This window comes from Streptomyces sp. NPDC002671, from assembly GCF_053592475.1.
In genome coordinates this window covers 282,520-300,079 of sequence record NZ_JBSFVU010000001.1, presented here as the reverse complement: position 1 = coordinate 300,079, position 17,560 = coordinate 282,520, and the positions used below count along the sequence as shown (strand labels likewise).

The window sequence follows — 17,560 nt, the reverse complement described above, 5'->3', positions numbered from 1 at the left end:
ACGACAAGCGCGTGGGAGGTAGGCCCGTGAGCAGCACCCTCTTCCGTACGAAGAAGGTCGAGCAGTCCATCCTCGATACCGAGGAGCCGGAACACGCGCTCAAGAAGTCCCTGACCGCGCTGGACCTGACCGTCTTCGGCGTCGGTGTCATCATCGGCACCGGCATCTTCGTCCTCACGGGCAAGGTCGCCAAGGAGAACGCGGGCCCCGCGGTCTCGCTGGCCTTCGTCGCGGCCGGCGTCGTCTGCGCCCTCGCGGCGCTGTGCTACGCGGAGTTCGCCTCCACGGTCCCGGTGGCCGGATCCGCGTACACCTTCTCGTACGCCTCCCTCGGCGAACTGCCCGCCTGGATCATCGGCTGGGACCTGGTCCTGGAGTTCGCGCTCGGCACGGCGGTGGTCGCCGTCGGCTGGTCCGGGTACATGCGGTCGCTGCTGGACAACGCGGGCCTGCACCTGCCCGACTACCTGGGCGGCCGGGACGGGGCCAGCGGCTTCGGCTTCGACATCCTCGCCGCCGCACTGGTCCTGGTGCTCACCGCCATCCTCGTCCTCGGTATGAAGCTGTCCGCGCGGGTCACGGAAGTCGTCGTCGCCGTCAAGGTGACGGTCGTCCTGATCGTGATCATTGCCGGCGCCTTCTTCATCAACAGCGACAACTACAAGCCGTTCATCCCCAAGGCCCAGACGGTGCCGGCCGGGGGCAGCCTCAAAGCGCCGCTCATCCAGCTGATGTTCGGCTGGGCGCCGTCCAACTTCGGTGTGATGGGCATCTTCACCGCCGCCTCTGTGGTCTTCTTCGCCTTCATCGGCTTCGACGTCGTGGCCACCGCCGCCGAGGAGACGAAGAACCCGCAGCGGGACATGCCGCGCGGCATTCTCGGCTCCCTGTTCATCTGCACGGCGCTGTACGTGGCGGTGTCCATCGTCGTCACCGGCATGCAGCACTACAGCAAGCTCTCCGTCGACGCCCCGCTCGCCGACGCCTTCAAGGCCAACGGCCACCCCTGGTACGCGGGCGCGATCAGCTTCGGCGCCGTCGTCGGCCTGACCACGGTCTGCATGATCCTGCTGCTCGGCCAGACCCGGGTCTTCTTCGCGATGAGCCGCGACGGCCTGCTGCCCCGCTTCTTCTCCGTCGTCCATCCCCGCTTCCGGACCCCGCACCGGCCGACCATCCTGCTCGGCGTGGTCATCGCCGTCATCTCGGGCTTCACCAGCCTGAGCGAACTCGCCGAACTCGTGAACATCGGCACGCTGTTCGCCTTCGTCGTCGTCGCGGTCGGCGTGGTCATCCTCCGCCGCACCCGCCCGGACCTGCACCGTGCCTTCCGTACTCCGTGGGTGCCGTTCGTCCCGATCCTGTCCGTCGCCGCCACCGTGTGGCTGATGCTCAACCTGCCCGCCGAGACCTGGCTCCGGTTCGCGATCTGGATGGTCATCGGCTGCGTCGTCTACTTCCTCTACAGCCGCACGCACAGCCGCCTCGCCGTGCGCGAGGAGGCCACCGGCCCGCCCGCCGGAAACATCCCGTAGGCGCACCACTCGTCGCCTCGGCCCTGGATGTCCCCCCGGCCCCGTATGTCCCGCCACGGCGGAGGCTACGGGGCCGGATACCGTGCTCCCCATGCTCGCCGCCCCGCTCGCCCCCGGACGGACCGTGCGCCGCGCCCGGACGGCGTACTGGAGGCGGCTGCTGCCCCCGCTCGCGGCTCTCGCCTGCGTCACGCGGGTCCCCTCCTTCGTCCGGCCGCTGTGGAACCCTGACGAGGGCTATCTCGCCGTACAGGCGCGCCTGCTCGCCCACGGCGGGCACCTCTACGAGACGGTCGTGGACCGCAAGCCGCCGCTGCTGCCCTGGCTGTACGAGGCCGCCTTCGCGGTCTGCGGCTCCGCCTCGCTCACCCCGCTCAGGGTGCTCGCCGTCCTCGCCCAGCTGCTCACCGCCGCGGTGCTGGCCTCCCTCGCCCGGCGCCGCTGGGGCGACGGCGCGGGCCGCACCGCCGGAGCGCTGTACCTGCTGGTCTCGGTCGGGCTCAACCCCGAGGACGCCCAGGCCGCCACCTTCGAGGTGTTCATACTGCCCTGCACGGCCGCGGCCGTGTGGTGCGCGGACCGCGGTCGCTGGGGCGCGGCCGGGGCTGCCGTCGCCTGCGCCTTCCTCACCAAGCAGACCGGCGCCGCGGTCCTGCTGCCGGCGGCCTGGCTGCTGCACCGCGCGGGCGCCCCGCGCGCCGGGGTGCTGCGGCTCGCGGCCGGCTGCGCCGTACCGGTGCTGGGCGCGGCCCTGGTCACGGACCCCGCCGGGTTCCTGTTCTGGACGGTCACCGGCTCCGCCGCCTACGTCTCCTTCACCGGCTCCGAACTCCACGTCCTCGTCCGGGGTCTGACCAACACCGCGATCCTCGCCGTGGCCTGCGCGGGCCTGATCCCGCCGGTCGTACGGGCGCTGCGGCTGGCCCGCACCGGGGCGGCCGAGCTGTGGCTGTGGCTGGCCGCCTCGGCCGGCGCCGTCCTCGTCGGCTTCCACTTCTTCGGCCACTACTACCTGCAACTCACCCCGCCGGTCGCCCTGTTGGCGACGGCCGCGCTGCAGGTCCTGCCCCGCGAACGGCTGGTGGCCGCCGTCCTCACCTCGGCCTGCTGCTGCGCCCTGTTCCTCGCCTGGGGCCTGTGCGCCCCGCGTCCCGAACTCGCCCACGCCGAACGGCTCGCGGCGGCCCTCGCGCACCGCACCACACCCGCCGACGAGGTCCTCGTGTGGGGCATGCACCCGGAGACGTACTGGCTGTCCGGCCGCACCCCCGCCACCCGCTATCTCACCGCCGGACTGCTCACCAACTACAGCGGCGGGCGCGACGGCCCGCAGGTCGGCGAGAAGTACGCCGTCGCGGGCAGCTGGCCGGTGTTCCGGCAGGAGCTGAGCGCGCACAGCCCCGCCCTGGTCGTGGACGACTCCCGGGGCAAGCCGTACGCCCCCGACCGCGTCCCGAGCCTGCGCCGGCTGCTGGCGGCACGGTACGAGGAGGTGGGGGAGGTCGACGGGGCGGTGCTGTACGCCCGGGTGCCGGGGGAGTAGGACACGCTTGGATCAGGTCAGTACCGCGCGGGGGCCGGTGACGTGGGCGCCCAGTTCGGTGACCCGGCGGCGCAGCTCGCGGTCGGCCGTCACGACCAGGCAGGGGCGGTCGCCGGCCGCCGCCGCGAGCTCCACGATGCGGTCGTCGCCGTTGCCGGGCGCCTCTTCGACGCGCACCCCGGGCACGGAGGGGACGCCCCGGGCCGCGCCCTCGACCACCAGGACCAGCTCCAACGGCCCGGCCAGCCCGGCCGTTCCGGACCGGGCGAACGGCACCAGCCGGTCCCGTAGGCGCTCGGCGGCACCGCGGCGGTCGCGCCACCAGCCGTCGGGCACGGAGCCGACGACGTTCGCGCCGTCCACGACGAGCAGCGGCAGCGGGGCGGCCCCCGGGGTGCCGTCCGGGTTGTCTGTCTCGTCCGCCATGCCCTCAGGGTGTCACAGGAGCGGTGTCCCAGCGGTGGACGAGCCCGCCGATGACCCTGGCCGCACGGTCGGCGGTCGGACCGTCGAGGCGCACCTCGTTGGCGAACTCGACGTGCAGGAACGGTACGTCCGCGGCGTCCGCGGCCCGGCCCTGCATGTTCTCCTTGCCCTCCAGGGGGCAGGCGCGCACCCAGGCCCGGCACACGCGGAAGCCGTGCCGGCTCAGGTCGTCGGCCAGCCTGCGGCCGTCCGCGAGGCCCGCAGATCCGGCGCCGGTGGAGGCGACCATGTCGTACTCGGGGGCGGCGGAGAAGGCGAAGCCGTGCAACTGGATCCCGGGCATTCTGCGGCGGATCAGCTCGGCGCAGATGGCGTGGAACACGGTGTCCCGGCGGTGCGCCACGTCCGCGGCGTTCCCGACGCCGGCTTTGCGGTGTGCTCCCGCAATCACCAGGACGCCGCCGGGGGAGTCGCGCAGGACCCGTACGCCCAGCAGCTCGGTGCCCTCGTCGAAGATCGGATGCGGGACCTGGACCGACCAGCGCGGACGGTGCTCCAGATCCATGTAGACCCGGCCCCAGCCGCGCGGCGACACGGCGTCGTCGGTGCGGTCGGCCACCTCGGTGTAGCGGTGCCCGGAGACCCGGTCGACGATGGTGCGCACGGTGAAGTCGCGTTGGGAAAGCAACTGTTCCGCTTGTTTGCGGCGGCCGTCGACGAGCAGCCCGATCCCCTCGGCGACGGCCGTGCGGTCGGCCTCGTCGGGCGGCCGGTAGCCGTGGTCCGGGCCGAACCGGCTGGTGTAGTCCGACACCTCGCGGGCCAGGTCGACCTGCGCGGCGCCCTGGCCGCCCCGGTGGTCCGCGCCGTCCGCGCCCGTGTTCCGGGCAGCGCGCAGCAGCGCGGTCAGCCCGGCGGCTAGGCCCGCGATGACCAGCAGAATTGTTGCGATCGTTATGATGCGTGAGCGAGTGGCTCTCATGGCTGTATCAAGATATCCCGGTGACCAGACGTAGCCGCACAGTGCTGACCCTGCTGCCTCCGCTCTCCCTCGTCGCCGCCGTCGCCGGCTGCGGCCTTCTTCCCGGCGACGGAGGTGACCAGGGCGGCGGGCGTACCTTCACCGTCGCGGCGGCCGGAGACATCCTGATGCATCCCGAGCTCGTCGACCAGGCCCGCAAGGACGCCAAGCGCACCGGCCAGGGCGTGAACGGGCTGGACTTCGGGCCGATGATGGCCGGCATCAAGCCGGTCATCAGCAAGGCCGACCTGGCGATCTGTCACCAGGAGCCCGTGATGGGCGCCCCCAACGGCCCGTTCGAGGGCTTCCCGAACTTCGCGGTGCCGCCGCAGACCGCGAAGACCATCAAGGACCTCGGCTACGACACCTGCTCCACCGCCTCCAACCACAGCCTCGACCACGGCTACGAGGGCGTGAAGCGCACCCTGGACGCGCTGGACGCCGCCGGGGTGAAGCACACCGGCTCCTTCCGCACCCAGAAGGAGGCGCTCACCCCGCTGATCCTGGACGTCAAGGGCGTCAAGGTCGCGCAGATATCCTTCGCGTTCGGCTTCAACGAGCCGCACACGCTGCCGAAGGACAAGCCGTGGCTCGCCAACGAGCAGAACCTGAGCGCGATCCAGGCCGCCGAGAAGCGGGCCCGCGACGCGGGCGCCGAGGTGGTCATCCTCTCCCTGCACTGGGGCAAGGAGCACCAGCCGAACCCCACCGTCGACCAGCTCTCCTTCGCCCGGCAGATCGCCGAGAAGACCGGCATCAACCTGGTCATCGGCCACCACGCGCACGTCGTGGAGCCGATGGAGAAGGTCGAGGGCACCTGGATCTGCTACGGCCTCGGCAACCAGATCGCCCGGCACGAGGTGCCGACGGGGCTGACCGAGGAGGGCGTGATCGGCTGGTTCACGTTCACCGAGCACGGCAAGGGCCACTGGGACGTCCAGCCGCGCTTCGAGCCGACTCTGCTCCAGATCCCGCCGGACGCCGTGAACGCCGTGGACGGCAACAAGGCCTCGTACACCGACGACGACGCACGGGACTACCGTCTGCTGGACGTGCCGGCCGCGCTCCGCGACGACCACCACCTCACGGACCGTCAACGCGCGCGGCTGCGCCTCGCGTTCGAGCGCACCGAGGGCACGCTGCTCAACCGCGGCGCGGCCAAGGACGGACTCAAGCCGCTGACCCCGCTGCCCTGATGACGTGCGCGTTTTGCCCTACCCTGAACCTCTAAACGTGAATGTTATGCAGATCACACAGGCAGGTAAGCAACTTTATGAGGTGCTTACCTGTCTGAGTGCTGCGAGTGCACCTGCGCCACAGGTGCACACAGAGCGCGTGTATTTCTGAAACATCTGAAGAACGTCCCCGTGAATCCCTGTGTGGACTTGACCAGCCGCACACCCTGAGAGGACCCTCCCTTGGCGTCACCGCCCACGGCGCGGCAGCACCGAGCCCGCCGACGAGCCGACATGTCGCTGATCGGAGGCATACGCCCGCCGATCGCGGTGCTGTCGGTGCTTCTGCTGACGCTGGCCGGCATCACGGCACTGGTGCTGGGCCGCGTCGACAACGCCGGTGTGCCGAAAGCGGTGCTGACCTCCCAGCAGCACTTCGCCGAGGACGGCGCCATCGCGCTGCGCGCCTCCATCGACGAGTCCGTCACCGACCTCACCCGCTCCGCCGCGCTGTTCAGCGCCGGCCAGCCGGTCTCCGGTGACGAGGTCCTCGACAAGCTCGGCAGCAGCTACCAGAAGTGGATGGGCACCGCGGTCGTCGAGATCCGCAGCGGCAAGCTGGTCGCGGCCCGCGGCGAGACCGTGCCGCTCACCCAGGTGAACACCGCCTCCGTCGGCGACGAGGGCGGGCTCACGCCGCGCCTGGTCGAGCTGAAGAACGGCGAGACCCGGCTGCTGTCCTTCGCGCTGCTGACCTGGCCGGGCAAGCCGCAGCTGCTGCTGGTCGCCTCCAACACCCTGAAGGCCCCCGGCATCAGCCTCGGCCAGTTCCGCTCCATCGCCGTGGTCCACCCCGACGGCACGATCCTCAGCAGCGACGGCATCATCGAGCCCGAGCAGGCGCGCACCAGTACCGACCGCGCCGACGCCAAGGCCTCCCGCAAGCAGCTGAAGGCCTTCGCCGAGATCGCGGCCCGCAAGGCCAAGCAGGATCCGCGCAGCAGCAAGGAACTCGGCAATCTGGGCGGCTATCAGGGCGTCAGCGGCAGCCTGCTCGGCGGGCACGTGCTCAGCGACCGCTCCGTCGCCGGATACGCCACGCTCGCCGCCCCGGACCCCGGCGAGACCACCACCGCCTCCGGGCTCGGCCTGTCCGTCGTGGCCATGGTCAAGGTGGCCGAGGACTCCGATCATCCCAGCTCCCCGGCGTTCGGCCTGCTCGCCGCCGCCGCACTCCTCATCGTCGGCGGCATCGCCGTGGCCGTGCTGCTGGGCACCGTGCAGCGCCCGCTGATCCGGCTGTTCCTGGAGTCCCGCCGGCTCACCCGGGGCGACCTCCACCGGCCCGTCACCGTCCCCGGCTACGGCGAGGCGCACCGCGTCGGCCACTCCCTGGAACAGCTGCGGCGACAGCTGCTCGGCGAGACCCCCGAGCAGACGGGCCCCGCGGCGCGTCCGGGCGGGCTGCGCCGGGTGGGCACCCGGGCTCTGCTGGTCGCCTGCGCCGTCCTGCTGCTGGCCTGGTCCGCGCCGCTGATGCTGCTGGTCAACCGCGCCGACGGCACGGCCGTCGTCCCGCAGCAGCTCGTCAGCGACCAGCGTGAACGCACCGACACGATCAGCGACCGGGTGCGCCGCGGGCTCAACGAGGGCAGCGTCGACCTGCAGTCGGTGGCGTCCCTGATCGGCGACAAGTCCGATGACGGCGCCATGGACGAGGTGCTGAAGCGCACCCTCGACGAGAACCACCGCTACCGCTCGCTCTACGTCGTCGACTCCTCCGGCGAGATCCAGACCCGGGTGGGCAAGGATCCCAATGTGATCAAGTCCCACCGTGTCTCCAGCGATCCGGTCCGGCTGCTCGGCCGCGGCGGCAAGGAGCCCGTCGTCATCGGCAACGCCGAGATCCCCGGCCGCAGCGGTGCCCAGCTCGTGGCCGAGTTCCGCGTCGAGTTCTTCAACGCGCTGCTGACCCGGCCCGGCATGGGTGTGGTCCGCCTCGTCGACAAGCAGGGCGGGATCATCGCCGGCAACACCGGCTTCCTCGCCTTCCACTCGCTGCCCGACAGCCACCTGAAGGACCTGGCCTCGGCGAGCTCCCAGAAGCTCGGCAAGCGGGCGCGCGCCAACGGCGTGCTCTACCGCGACGGCGGGGTGCGCATCGCCGCCGCCGCCCCGTTCAACGGCAAGGGTGCCGCCGCGTCCCTCGGCTGGACCGTGGTCAGCTGGCAGCCCGCCAACCGGCTCGCCATCCCCGAGTACGACGCCCAGAACCGCACCGTGCTCGCCGGTCTGCTCGGCGCCGCCGCGGCCGTCGCCTGCCTGGGCTGGCTGTACATCGTGGTGGGCCGGCCGCTGCGCTCGCTGGCCGACCACGCCGAGGCGCTGGCCGGCGGCGACCGCAAGACCGTGCTGTTCCCGCAGCACCACGACGAGGTCGGCGCGGTCACGCGCTCCCTGGAACTCATCCGTCAGCAACTGCAGGACCAGCGCCGGCAGCAGCCGCGCCGCACCCCGCCCCAGGCGTCCGCCCCGCAGCAGTACTCGCCCGAGCAGTACACAAGGAACTGATCACCCGTGCTCTTCCTCTACACCGTGCTGCTGGTGTGCTGCGCGATCCTGCTTGGCGCAGGCATCGTGGAGCAGCGGCGGCACTTCGACAACCTCGACCACATACCCACCCGGGTCCTGGTCAACGGCATCCGCGGCAAGTCGTCCATCACCCGGCTGTGCGCGGGCGCCCTGCGCGGCGGCAACCTGGTCACCGTGGCCAAGACCACCGGCACCGCGGCCCGGTTCATCCACCCGGACGCCACCGAGGAACCGGTCTACCGCAAGTTCGGCATCGCCAACGTGGTCGAGCAGATCGGCATCGTGCGGCGCGCCGCCGCCTACAAGCCGGACGCGCTCGTCATCGAGTGCATGGCGGTCATGCCGGCCCTGCAGGAGATCAACCAGTCCAAGCTGATCCGCTCCACGATCGGCGTGCTGTGCAACGTCCGTGAGGACCACCTCGCCGAGATGGGCCCCACCCTGGACGACGTGGCCCGCTCGCTGTGCCGCTCGATGCCGGAGGACGGCATCTGCGTCACCGCCGAGAAGGACCGCTTCCACATCCTCCAGGAGGAGGCGGACGCCCGGAACTGCCAGCTCATCTACGCCGACCCGGAGACGGTCAGCGACGAGGAGCTGCGCGGCTTCAGCTGGTTCACCTTCAAGGAGAACGTGGCCATCGCGCTGGCCGTCGCCGAACTCCTCGGCGTCGACCGGGAGACGGCCCTGCAGGGCATGTACGACGCCCCGCCGGACCCCGGTGTCCTCTCCGTCGAGCGCTACCAGACGCCCGAGGGCAAGAAGCTGCGCTTCGCCAACGTCTTCGCGGCCAACGACCCCGAGTCGACGCTGATGAACATCAACCAGCTGCTCGACCTCGGCGCCATCCACCGCCCGCTCAACGTGGTCATCAACTGCCGACCCGACCGTGTCGAACGCAACGGGCAGATGGGCGAGATCATCCCCGACCTCGACCCCGAGCGCGTCTTCGTCATCGGCCACCCGGCCAAGTCCGCCATCGACGCCATCCCCGCCGAGTTCCGCTCGCGCGCCGTCGACCTCGGCGGCGACAAGCGCGACCCCGAGGAGTTCATGCACAAGATGCTGGACATGCTCGGCGCGGACTCCTCGATGGTCGCGATCGGCAACATCCACGGCCAGGGCGAGATCCTGCTGGAGCACCTCGCCGAACTCCCGCCGGACGAGAGCGCCGACGAGCCCGTCGCCACGGCCCCGGCCGGCCGCGCGGAAACGGCACCCGCCGTGGTCGAGCACGTCGAGACCGTACAGCTGTACGCACCCCGCATCGACCCCTACCAGGGCTACTCGGAGGCGTACGAGTCGCGCTACGGCCAGCAGCCGTACGTCCAGCCCTCGTACGTCGAGCAGCAGCCGTACGTCCCGCAGATCCCGGTGCAGCGCGACGCCGCCCACCCGTACCCGAACGACGACTGGCCGCAGCAGCAGCCGGACGACGACTGGCCGCAGCAGCAGCACGAGTACCAGCACCAGGACGACTGGCCGCAGCACCACCAGGGCGAACCGCCCGCTCAGCGCGGGCTGTTCGAGCCCCGCGTCCATCCCCAGCCTTCCGCCGACGACAGCCAGCAGTGGCACAGCCCAGGAGAACAGCGTTGATCCCCTCCGTCCTCACCCCCGAGATCGCCGCGATCGGCATCGGTCTGGGTCTGATGTTCTCGTTGATGTGCTACCTGACGACCAACCTGTCGCCGGGCGGCATGATCACGCCGGGCTGGCTCGCGCTCACTCTCATCGAGGACCTCCAGCGGGCCGCCCTGGTGGTCGGCGTGACCGTGCTGACGTACCTCGCCACCCTGCTCATGCAGAAGTTCGTGATCCTGTACGGCAAGCGGCTGTTCGCGGCCGTCGTGCTCAGCGGCGTGCTCATCCAGGCCGCCGTGATCATCGTGCTGCAGATGGAGTTCCCGCTGCTGTACGCCAACCAGACGCTCGGTTTCATCGTCCCCGGCCTGATCGGCTACCAGCTGGTCCGCCAGCCCAAGGGCGCCACCCTGCTGTCCGTCGGATCCGTGACCCTCGCCACCTACGTGGTCCTGACCGCCGGCATCCTGCTGGGCGCCCTGCCCTCCGCCTGAGCCCGCCTCTTCCCGACGCATTCCTGGAGCCCACACCATGCCGAAGCGCAAAGGCCGCCCCGCCGTCCAAGTGGCGACGGTTGTGGCGCTGCTCGCGGGCAGCGCGTTCTTCACCTACGAACTGCGGGACGAGCCGGCGAAGACCCCGGCCGGCCAGTCGGTCACCGATCACCCCCTGCAGAACGCGGGCAAGGCGACCGGCAAGCAGACCTGGGAGCGGCTGAACGACCCGGCGCGCTCGGTGCTGCGCGACGGCAAGGGCGCCGTCATCGCCACCTTCACCGACGGCGCCCGCAGCGCCGTCCTCAAGGGACCGTCCCGCACCTTCAGCGAGCCCGCCAACACCAGCACCAAGGTCATCTCGGACGACTGGGTCCGCCTCATGCCGGAGCCCTGGACCAAGGGTGCCGAGAACCAGCAGTGGTTCAAGGACTGGTTCAAGCAGTACTACGGCAGCCAGGAGGACGACATCTTCGCGATCGCCTTCCAGTACGTGCAGGGCGCCCCGGTCAAGAAGGACTCCACTGGTGTGCCGTACGCGGGCGACGCGGTGTTCGGCCCGTTCAAGCCGGACGGCGTGGACCGCCTGGAGCAGAACGACTTCTACGACTACCTCGGCATCCCGTACACCTTCCGCAACGGCGTCACGATGTACCCGCGCAAGGACCGCTACCGTGCGCTGGACTGCTCCGGCTTCCTGCGGATGGTGTGGGGTTACCGCTCCCGCTACCCGCTGATGGCCACCAACGAGTCCGGCGACGGCCTGCCGCGCACCGCCAACGGCATGGCCCGCTCCAAGGTCGGTGTCGACATCATCAAGCTCCAGGGCCCTTCCCCCTGGTACACCCGCCCGAAGAACACCGACATGCTGCAGCCGGGCGACCTGCTGTTCTTCAAGATGGACCACCGCACCGGCGACCACATCGACCACTCCGCCATCTACCTGGGCCCGGACAGCGAGGGCCACAAGGTCTTCATCTCCAGCCGCAAGGAGCAGAACGGCCCCACGATCGGCGACAACGGCGGGGTCTCCCGCATCGACGGCGACGGCTTCTACGCCGAACTGTTCCGCAGCGCCAAGCGGCTGTGACCGGCTGGAACTCCGGTGGAGGGGCGGGGGCCGGGCCACGGCGGGCACCGGGCGCAGCATAGAGTGAACCGGTGAACGGCAACTGGCTCCTGCGCGGCCGAGACGGCCGGCTCAGTGTCTACCAGCTGTCCGGTGACGCCGTCCGGTGCCGGGCGGAGCGTGCCCCCGGCGGTGCCTGGACCGAACCCCGCACGGTGGGCGGCGACCAGAAGCTGCACCCCGTGCTCGCGGTCGGCCAGGGCGCGGACGGCTACGCCCACCTGGTCTCCTGGCGGCCCACGGGCAAGGGGGAGTCGGGGCTGGTGCACTCCACGCACTTCCGGCCCCGCCTCGCGGCCCTGGACTGGTCCTCGATCGGCCACCCGGACAAGAAGGGCGACCGCACGGGCACGCCCGCCGTGGCCGTCGACGCCCAGGGCCGCGCCCATGTCTTCGTCCGCAACAAGGGCGGCGGGGTGAGCCTGCTCGCCCAGAAGGAGAAGGGCGGCTGGGAGCCCTGGCGGGACCTGTTGGGCCGGGAGGTCCAGGACGGTCTGGCCGCGGTGACGGGGGAGTCCGGCACGGTCGGCCTGTACGCGGCCACCCCGGCCGGCCTCGTGTACTGGCACCAGGAGGAGCCCGGCGGCCGGCCGGTCCTCCAAGAGGCCCTGGAGACCCCGGTCCGCCCGGGCACCCTGCACGCCCTGGCGACCTCCCCCGAGCGCACGACGGTCTTCTACACCGACACCGAGGGCAACCTGTGCACCTGGCGCCCCGGCACCGCCCCGGTCACCCTCCTCGCCTCGGCGGGCTCCGGCCCGGCCGCCGCGGTCCGCTGCGAACTGGACGGCCACGACTGCACCCTGCTGGCCCAGCGCGGCACCAGCGGCCGGGTGGCCTTCGCCGCGTACCCCACGGAACAGGAGCAGGCGGGCGCCTGGTGGACCGAGTCGGGCCCCCAACTCCCGGTGGACGCAAGGGTGTCCCTGGCCACGGACGAGGACGAGCGCGTGGTGGCGGCAACGCTGTCCGCGTCGACGGGACAGCTGCTGCTGACCCGGCGGAAGGATGAACCGGGGCTGGCACTGGAGGCCTGGCGGCCCGTCTGAGCACGCGGAAGGGCCCCCGCCGAAGCGGGGGCCCTTCGTGCTGTCACCGGGTGTTACGCGGGAACGCTGGCCACGCCCTGGGCCAGGAACTTCTTGCCGTTCGCGCGCTCCGAGACGCCCTCGCGGTCCAGGTACGGCGTGATGCCGCCCAGGTGGAAGGGCCAGCCGGCGCCCGTGATCAGGCAGAGGTCGATGTCCTGGGCCTCGGCGACGACGCCCTCGTCGAGCATCAGGCCGATCTCCTGGGCCACCGCGTCCAGGACGCGGGCACGGACCTGCTCCTCGGTGAGGACGGTGTCGCCCTGCTTCAGCAGCGCGGCGACCTCCGGGTCCAGCTCCGGCTTGCCGCTGTCGTAGACGTAGAAGCCGCGCTTGCCCGCCTCCACGACCGCCTTGAGGTTCGGGGAGACCTTGAAGCGGTCCGGGAAGGCCCGGTTGAGGGTCTCCGAGACGTGCAGGCCGATCGCGGGACCGACCAGCTCCAGCAGGACGAGCGGGGACATCGGCAGGCCGAGCGGCTCGATCGACTTCTCGGCGACCTCGACCGGGGTGCCCTCGTCGATGACGTTCTGGATCTCGCCCATGAAGCGGGTCAGGATGCGGTTCACGACGAACGCCGGGGCGTCCTTGGTGAGGACCGCGGTCTTCTTCAGCTTCTTGGCGACGGCGAACGCCGTGGCCAGCGAGGCGTCGTCCGTCTTCTCGCCGCGGACGATCTCCAGCAGCGGGAGGATCGCGACCGGGTTGAAGAAGTGGAAGCCGACGACCCGCTCGGGGTGCTTCAGCTTCGACGCCATCTCCGTCACCGAGAGGGAGGAGGTGTTGGTCGCCAGGATCGCGTGCGCCGGGGCGACCGCCTCGACCTCCGCGAACACCTGCTGCTTGACGCCGATCTCCTCGAAGACGGCCTCGATGATGAAGTCCGCGTCCGCGAAGCCCTCGGCCTTGTCCAGGACACCCGTCACCAGCGCCTTGAGGCGGTTGGCCTTGTCCTGGTTGATCCGGCCCTTGCCGAGCAGCTTGTCGATCTCGGCGTGGACGTAGCCCACACCCTTGTCGACGCGCGCCTGGTCGATGTCCGTGAGGACGACCGGGACCTCCAGGCGGCGCAGGAAGAGCAGCGCCAGCTGCGAGGCCATCAGGCCCGCGCCGACCACGCCGACCTTGGTGACCGGGCGCGCCAGGTTCTTGTCCGGCGCACCGGCCGGGCGCTTGCCGCGCTTCTGCACCAGGTTGAAGGCGTAGATGCCGGAGCGCAGTTCACCGCCCATGATCAGGTCGGCGAGGGCCTGGTCCTCGGCGTCGTAACCCTGCTGGAGGTCGCCGTTCTTGGCGGCGGCGATGATGTCGAGGGCGCGGTAGGCGGCCGGGGCCGCGCCGTGCACCTTGGAGTCGGCGATGAACCGGCCCTTGGCGACGGCCTGGTCCCAGGCCTCGCCGCGGTCGATCTCCGGACGCTCGACCTCGATGTCGCCCTTGAGGACGTTCGCCGTCCAGATCAGCGACTGCTCCAGGAAGTCGGCACCCTCGAACAGCGCGTCGGCGATGCCGAGTTCGAAGACCTGCTTGCCCTTGAGCTGCTTGTTCTGGTTGAGGCTGTTCTCGATGATCACCGAGACGGCCTTCTCCGCGCCGATCAGGTTCGGCAGGATCGTGCAGCCGCCCCAGCCCGGGACCAGGCCCAGGAAGACCTCGGGGAGCGAGAAGGCGGGCAGCGCCTTCGACACCGTGCGGTAGGTGCAGTGCAGGCCGACCTCGACGCCGCCGCCCATGGCCGCGCCGTTGTAGTAGGCGAAGGTCGGGACGGCGAGGCCCGCGAGGCGCTTGAAGACCTCGTGGCCGCCCTTGCCGATGGCAAGCGCGTCCTCGTGCTTCTTCAGCAGCTCGACGCCCTTGAGGTCGGCGCCGACCGCGAAGATGAACGGCTTGCCGGTGATGCCGGCGCCGACGATCGCGCCCTCGGCCGCCTCCTTCTCCACCTGGTCGATCGCGGTGTTGAGGTTCGCGAGCGAGGCGGGGCCGAAGGTGGTCGGCTTGGTGTGGTCGAAGCCGTTGTCCAGCGTGATGAGCGCGAAGCGCCCGGCGCCGAACGGCAGGTCGAGGTGGCGTACGTGCGCGGACGTCACGACCTCGTCGGGGAACAGCTCGGCCGCACCCTTCAGAAGCTCAGCGGTGGTGCTCACTTGTCCCCCTCGAAGTGCGGGTTCTCCCAGATGACCGTCGCGCCCATGCCGAAGCCGACGCACATGGTGTTCAGGCCGTAGCGGACGTGCGGCTGCTCCTCGAACTGGCGGGCCAGCTGCGTCATCAGACGGACACCGGAGGAGGCCAGCGGGTGGCCGTAGGCGATGGCGCCGCCGTACTGGTTGACGCGCGCGTCGTCGTCGGCGATGCCGTAGTGCTCCAGGAAGGCCAGGACCTGGACGGCGAAGGCCTCGTTGATCTCGAAGAGACCGATGTCGGAGATGGACAGGCCCGCCTGGGCGAGCGCCTTCTCCGTGGCCGGGATCGGGCCGTAGCCCATGACCTCGGGCTCGACGCCCGCGAAGGCGTACGAGACGAGGCGCATCTTGACCGGCAGGTTGTTCTCGCGGGCGAAGTCCTCGCTCGCGATGATCGAGGCGGTGGCGCCGTCGTTGAGACCGGCGGCGTTACCGGCGGTGACGCGGCCGTGGACGCGGAACGGCGTCTTCAGGCCCTGCAGGTTCTCCAGGGTCGTACCCGGGCGCATCGGCTCGTCGGCGGTGACCAGGCCCCAGCCGGTCTCGCCGGCCTCGGGGTTGGTGCGGCGCACCGAGATCGGCACCAGGTCCTGCTGGATCTTGCCGTCGGCGTACGCCTTGGCGGCCTTCTCCTGCGAGCGCACCGCGTACTCGTCCGCGCGCTGCTTGGTGATCGTCGGGTACCTGTCGTGCAGGTTCTCCGCGGTCATGCCCATGAACAGGGCCGACTCGTCGACCAGCTTCTCGCTGACGAAGCGCGGGTTCGGGTCCACGCCCTCGCCCATCGGGTGGCGGCCCATGTGCTCGACGCCACCGGCGATGACGGCGTCGTAGGCGCCGAAGGCGATCGAACCGGCGGTGGTCGTCACGGCGGTCAGGGCGCCGGCGCACATGCGGTCGATCGAGTAGCCCGGAACGGACTGCGGCAGACCGGCGAGGATGCCGGCCGTGCGGCCGAGGGTCAGGCCCTGGTCACCGATCTGCGTGGTCGCGGCGATGGCGACCTCGTCGATCTTCTTCGGGTCCAGGCCGGGGTTGCGGCGCAGCAGCTCCCGGATCGCCTTCACGACAAGGTCGTCGGCACGGGTCTCGTGGTAGATGCCCTTCGGGCCCGCCTTGCCGAACGGGGTGCGGACGCCGTCGACGAAGACGACGTCCCTGACGGTACGAGGCACGATGGCTCTCCTCCAGGGTGCGGGATGGCACAGCTGCGGCGCGCAAGCGCTGAGCGCGCGCTCAGGGCCCATGCTACTTATGAGTAACGTAGCTGCACAGTCCTGCCGGGGCGAGCGGCGAACGTCACACCCGAATGCGTTGCTCGCCCCGCCTCGTGGCAGCACGGAACGCCGCCCCGGATCTTGGCGTGATCTCGACGTTCCTGTTCCGGTTCCGCGGTTACGCCGGCTTCGCCGCCAGGGCCTCCACGAGGACCGGCGTCACCTGCTCCACCTGCCACGCTCGCGCACCGTACCCGGCCAGCGCGGCCCCGACGGAGCCGGCGTCGACCGCCTTCGGCGGCTCCCAGCAGACCCGGCGCACGGTGTCCGGGGAGATCAGGTTCTCCTGGGGCATGTTGAGCTGCTCGGCCAGGGCCGACACACCGGCGCGGGCGGCCGACAGCCGGGCCGCGGCGGCAGGGTCCTTGTCGGCCCAGGCCCGCGGCGGCGGCGGACCGGCGACGGGCTGTCCCGGCTGCGGCAGGGCGCTGTCGGACAGGGTCTTCGCACGGTCCACCGCGGCCTGCCACTGCTCCAGCTGCCGGCGGCCCACCCGGTGCCCGAACCCGTTCAGCGCGGCCAGCGCGTGCACATTGGCCGGAACGGCGAGCGCGGCCTCCACGATGGCCGCGTCGGACAGCACCTTGCCCGGGGACACGTCCCTGCGCTGGGCGATCCGGTCCCGCGTCTCCCACAGCTCCCGTACGACGGCCAGCTGACGGCGCCGCCGCACCTTGTGCATCCCGGACGTACGGCGCCAGGGGTCCTTCCTCGGCTCGGCCGGCGGCGCAGCCGCGATCGCGTCGAACTCCTGCAGGGCCCACTCCAGCTTGCCCTGCCGGTCCAGCTCCTTCTCCAGGGCGTCCCGCAGGTCGACGAGGAGTTCGACGTCCAGGGTGGCGTAGCGCAGCCAGGGATCGGGCAGCGGGCGGGTCGACCAGTCGACGGCGGAGTGGCCCTTCTCCAGGACGAAGCCGAGGACGCCCTCGACCATGGCGCCGAGACCGACCCGGGGGAAGCCGGCGAGCCGGCCGGCCAGCTCGGTGTCGAACAGACGGGTCGGCACCATGCCTATCTCGCGCAGGCAGGGCAGGTCCTGGGTGGCCGCGTGCAGCACCCACTCGACGCCGGACAGCGCCTGGCCGAGACCGGACAGGTCGGGGCAGGCCACGGGGTCGATCAGCGCGCTGCCGGCGCCCTCGCGGCGCAGCTGCACGAGGTAGGCGCGCTGGCCGTAGCGGTAGCCGGAGGCGCGCTCGGCGTCGACGGCGACGGGGCCGGAGCCCGCGGCGAAGGCGGCGGTCACCTCGGCGAGGGCGGCCTCGTCGGCGATCACGGGCGGAATGCCCTCGCGCGGTTCGAGCAAAGGTGTCGGCGCCCCCATCACAGAAGATCCGGCGTCGTCCGGAGGGGTGCCTCCGGTGGTTCGCAGGGCGCTGTCTGCTGCGGTCTCTTGGGCGTCGGTCACCTGTCAAGGGTATCGGTGTGTGCACAGCGCCCGTCGACGTAACGTTCCGTCGACGGGCACCGTAGGGTCGTAAACCAGTCAGCCCGGTGAAACTCCCGGTTCACA

Annotated in this window: 13 protein-coding genes; 8 read left to right on the top strand and 5 right to left on the bottom strand. The window is 71.1% G+C overall.

Annotated features, from left to right (window positions below; translation table 11 throughout):
* The first annotated feature begins 26 nt into the window (after positions 1-26).
* Together ACWD35_RS01325 and ACWD35_RS01320 are read left to right on the top strand one after the other, a co-directional pair.
* Positions 27-1,535 carry an amino acid permease gene (locus ACWD35_RS01325; RefSeq protein WP_451349050.1) on the top strand — a complete coding sequence of 503 codons (1,509 nt, stop codon included), beginning with the start codon at positions 27-29 and terminating at the stop codon, positions 1,533-1,535.
* Positions 1,536-1,626: 91 nt separating this feature from the next.
* Complete coding sequence (locus tag ACWD35_RS01320; protein ID WP_451349049.1) at positions 1,627-3,078, top strand: ArnT family glycosyltransferase; 1,452 nt, start codon at positions 1,627-1,629, stop codon at positions 3,076-3,078.
* Positions 3,079-3,090: 12 nt separating this feature from the next.
* Here the strand turns inward: ACWD35_RS01320 and ACWD35_RS01315 are convergent, their stop codons facing one another.
* Both ACWD35_RS01315 and ACWD35_RS01310 read right to left on the bottom strand, forming a co-directional pair.
* Entirely contained in the window at positions 3,091-3,504 is a 414-nt protein-coding gene (locus ACWD35_RS01315; protein WP_451349048.1) for an NTP pyrophosphohydrolase, read from the bottom strand.
* A gap of 4 nt (positions 3,505-3,508) precedes the next feature.
* On the bottom strand, positions 3,509-4,486 hold the full coding sequence (locus ACWD35_RS01310; protein ID WP_451349047.1) for a hypothetical protein: 978 nt from the start codon (positions 4,484-4,486) through the stop codon (positions 3,509-3,511).
* Positions 4,487-4,506: 20 nt separating this feature from the next.
* On the opposite strand from ACWD35_RS01310, the gene ACWD35_RS01305 reads away from it, so the two are divergent.
* From ACWD35_RS01305 to ACWD35_RS01280, 6 genes are all read left to right on the top strand, one after another.
* The gene (locus ACWD35_RS01305; RefSeq protein WP_451349046.1) at positions 4,507-5,721 is read left to right on the top strand and encodes a CapA family protein; all 1,215 of its coding nucleotides are present in this window, start codon (positions 4,507-4,509) and stop codon (positions 5,719-5,721) included.
* A 273-nt stretch (positions 5,722-5,994) separates the two neighbouring features.
* Positions 5,995-8,271: a HAMP domain-containing protein gene (locus ACWD35_RS01300; RefSeq protein ID WP_451349045.1), complete on the top strand. Its 2,277-nt coding sequence runs from the start codon at positions 5,995-5,997 to the stop codon at positions 8,269-8,271.
* A gap of 6 nt (positions 8,272-8,277) precedes the next feature.
* The gene (gene pgsB, locus ACWD35_RS01295) at positions 8,278-9,891 is read left to right on the top strand and encodes a poly-gamma-glutamate synthase PgsB (RefSeq protein ID WP_451349044.1); all 1,614 of its coding nucleotides are present in this window, start codon (positions 8,278-8,280) and stop codon (positions 9,889-9,891) included.
* Positions 9,888-10,370: a poly-gamma-glutamate biosynthesis protein PgsC/CapC gene (locus tag ACWD35_RS01290; RefSeq protein ID WP_451349043.1), complete on the top strand. Its 483-nt coding sequence runs from the start codon at positions 9,888-9,890 to the stop codon at positions 10,368-10,370. The genes pgsB and ACWD35_RS01290 overlap by 4 nt, the downstream gene beginning before the upstream one ends.
* A 37-nt stretch (positions 10,371-10,407) precedes the next feature.
* Positions 10,408-11,460 (top strand): NlpC/P60 family protein, encoded by a 1,053-nt coding sequence (locus tag ACWD35_RS01285; RefSeq protein ID WP_451349042.1) that lies wholly within the window; start codon positions 10,408-10,410, stop codon positions 11,458-11,460.
* A gap of 71 nt (positions 11,461-11,531) precedes the next feature.
* Positions 11,532-12,548, top strand: coding sequence for a hypothetical protein (locus ACWD35_RS01280; RefSeq protein ID WP_451349041.1), 1,017 nt, complete (start codon positions 11,532-11,534; stop codon positions 12,546-12,548).
* A 53-nt stretch (positions 12,549-12,601) separates the two neighbouring features.
* Here the strand turns inward: ACWD35_RS01280 and ACWD35_RS01275 are convergent, their stop codons facing one another.
* The 3 genes from ACWD35_RS01275 to ACWD35_RS01265 all read right to left on the bottom strand — a co-directional run bounded on the left by ACWD35_RS01275 (position 12,602) and on the right by ACWD35_RS01265 (position 17,455).
* A complete protein-coding gene (locus tag ACWD35_RS01275) occupies positions 12,602-14,731 on the bottom strand; it encodes a 3-hydroxyacyl-CoA dehydrogenase NAD-binding domain-containing protein (protein ID WP_451349040.1) in 2,130 nt (709 codons plus the stop codon).
* Positions 14,728-15,945 (bottom strand): thiolase family protein, encoded by a 1,218-nt coding sequence (locus tag ACWD35_RS01270; protein ID WP_263213749.1) that lies wholly within the window; start codon positions 15,943-15,945, stop codon positions 14,728-14,730. The genes ACWD35_RS01275 and ACWD35_RS01270 overlap by 4 nt, the downstream gene beginning before the upstream one ends.
* A gap of 220 nt (positions 15,946-16,165) precedes the next feature.
* Entirely contained in the window at positions 16,166-17,455 is a 1,290-nt protein-coding gene (locus ACWD35_RS01265; RefSeq protein ID WP_451349039.1) for a ribonuclease D, read from the bottom strand.
* Positions 17,456-17,560 lie beyond the last annotated feature (105 nt).

Coding starts and splice junctions, on each gene's coding strand:
- ACWD35_RS01300 (WP_451349045.1), top strand. CDS start 5,995: ATGTCGCTGATCGGAGGCATACGCCCGCCGATCGCGGTGCTGTCGGTG.
- ACWD35_RS01285 (WP_451349042.1), top strand. CDS start 10,408: ATGCCGAAGCGCAAAGGCCGCCCCGCCGTCCAAGTGGCGACGGTTGTG.
- ACWD35_RS01320 (WP_451349049.1), top strand. CDS start 1,627: ATGCTCGCCGCCCCGCTCGCCCCCGGACGGACCGTGCGCCGCGCCCGG.
- ACWD35_RS01310 (WP_451349047.1), bottom strand. CDS start 4,486: ATGAGAGCCACTCGCTCACGCATCATAACGATCGCAACAATTCTGCTG.
- ACWD35_RS01315 (WP_451349048.1), bottom strand. CDS start 3,504: ATGGCGGACGAGACAGACAACCCGGACGGCACCCCGGGGGCCGCCCCG.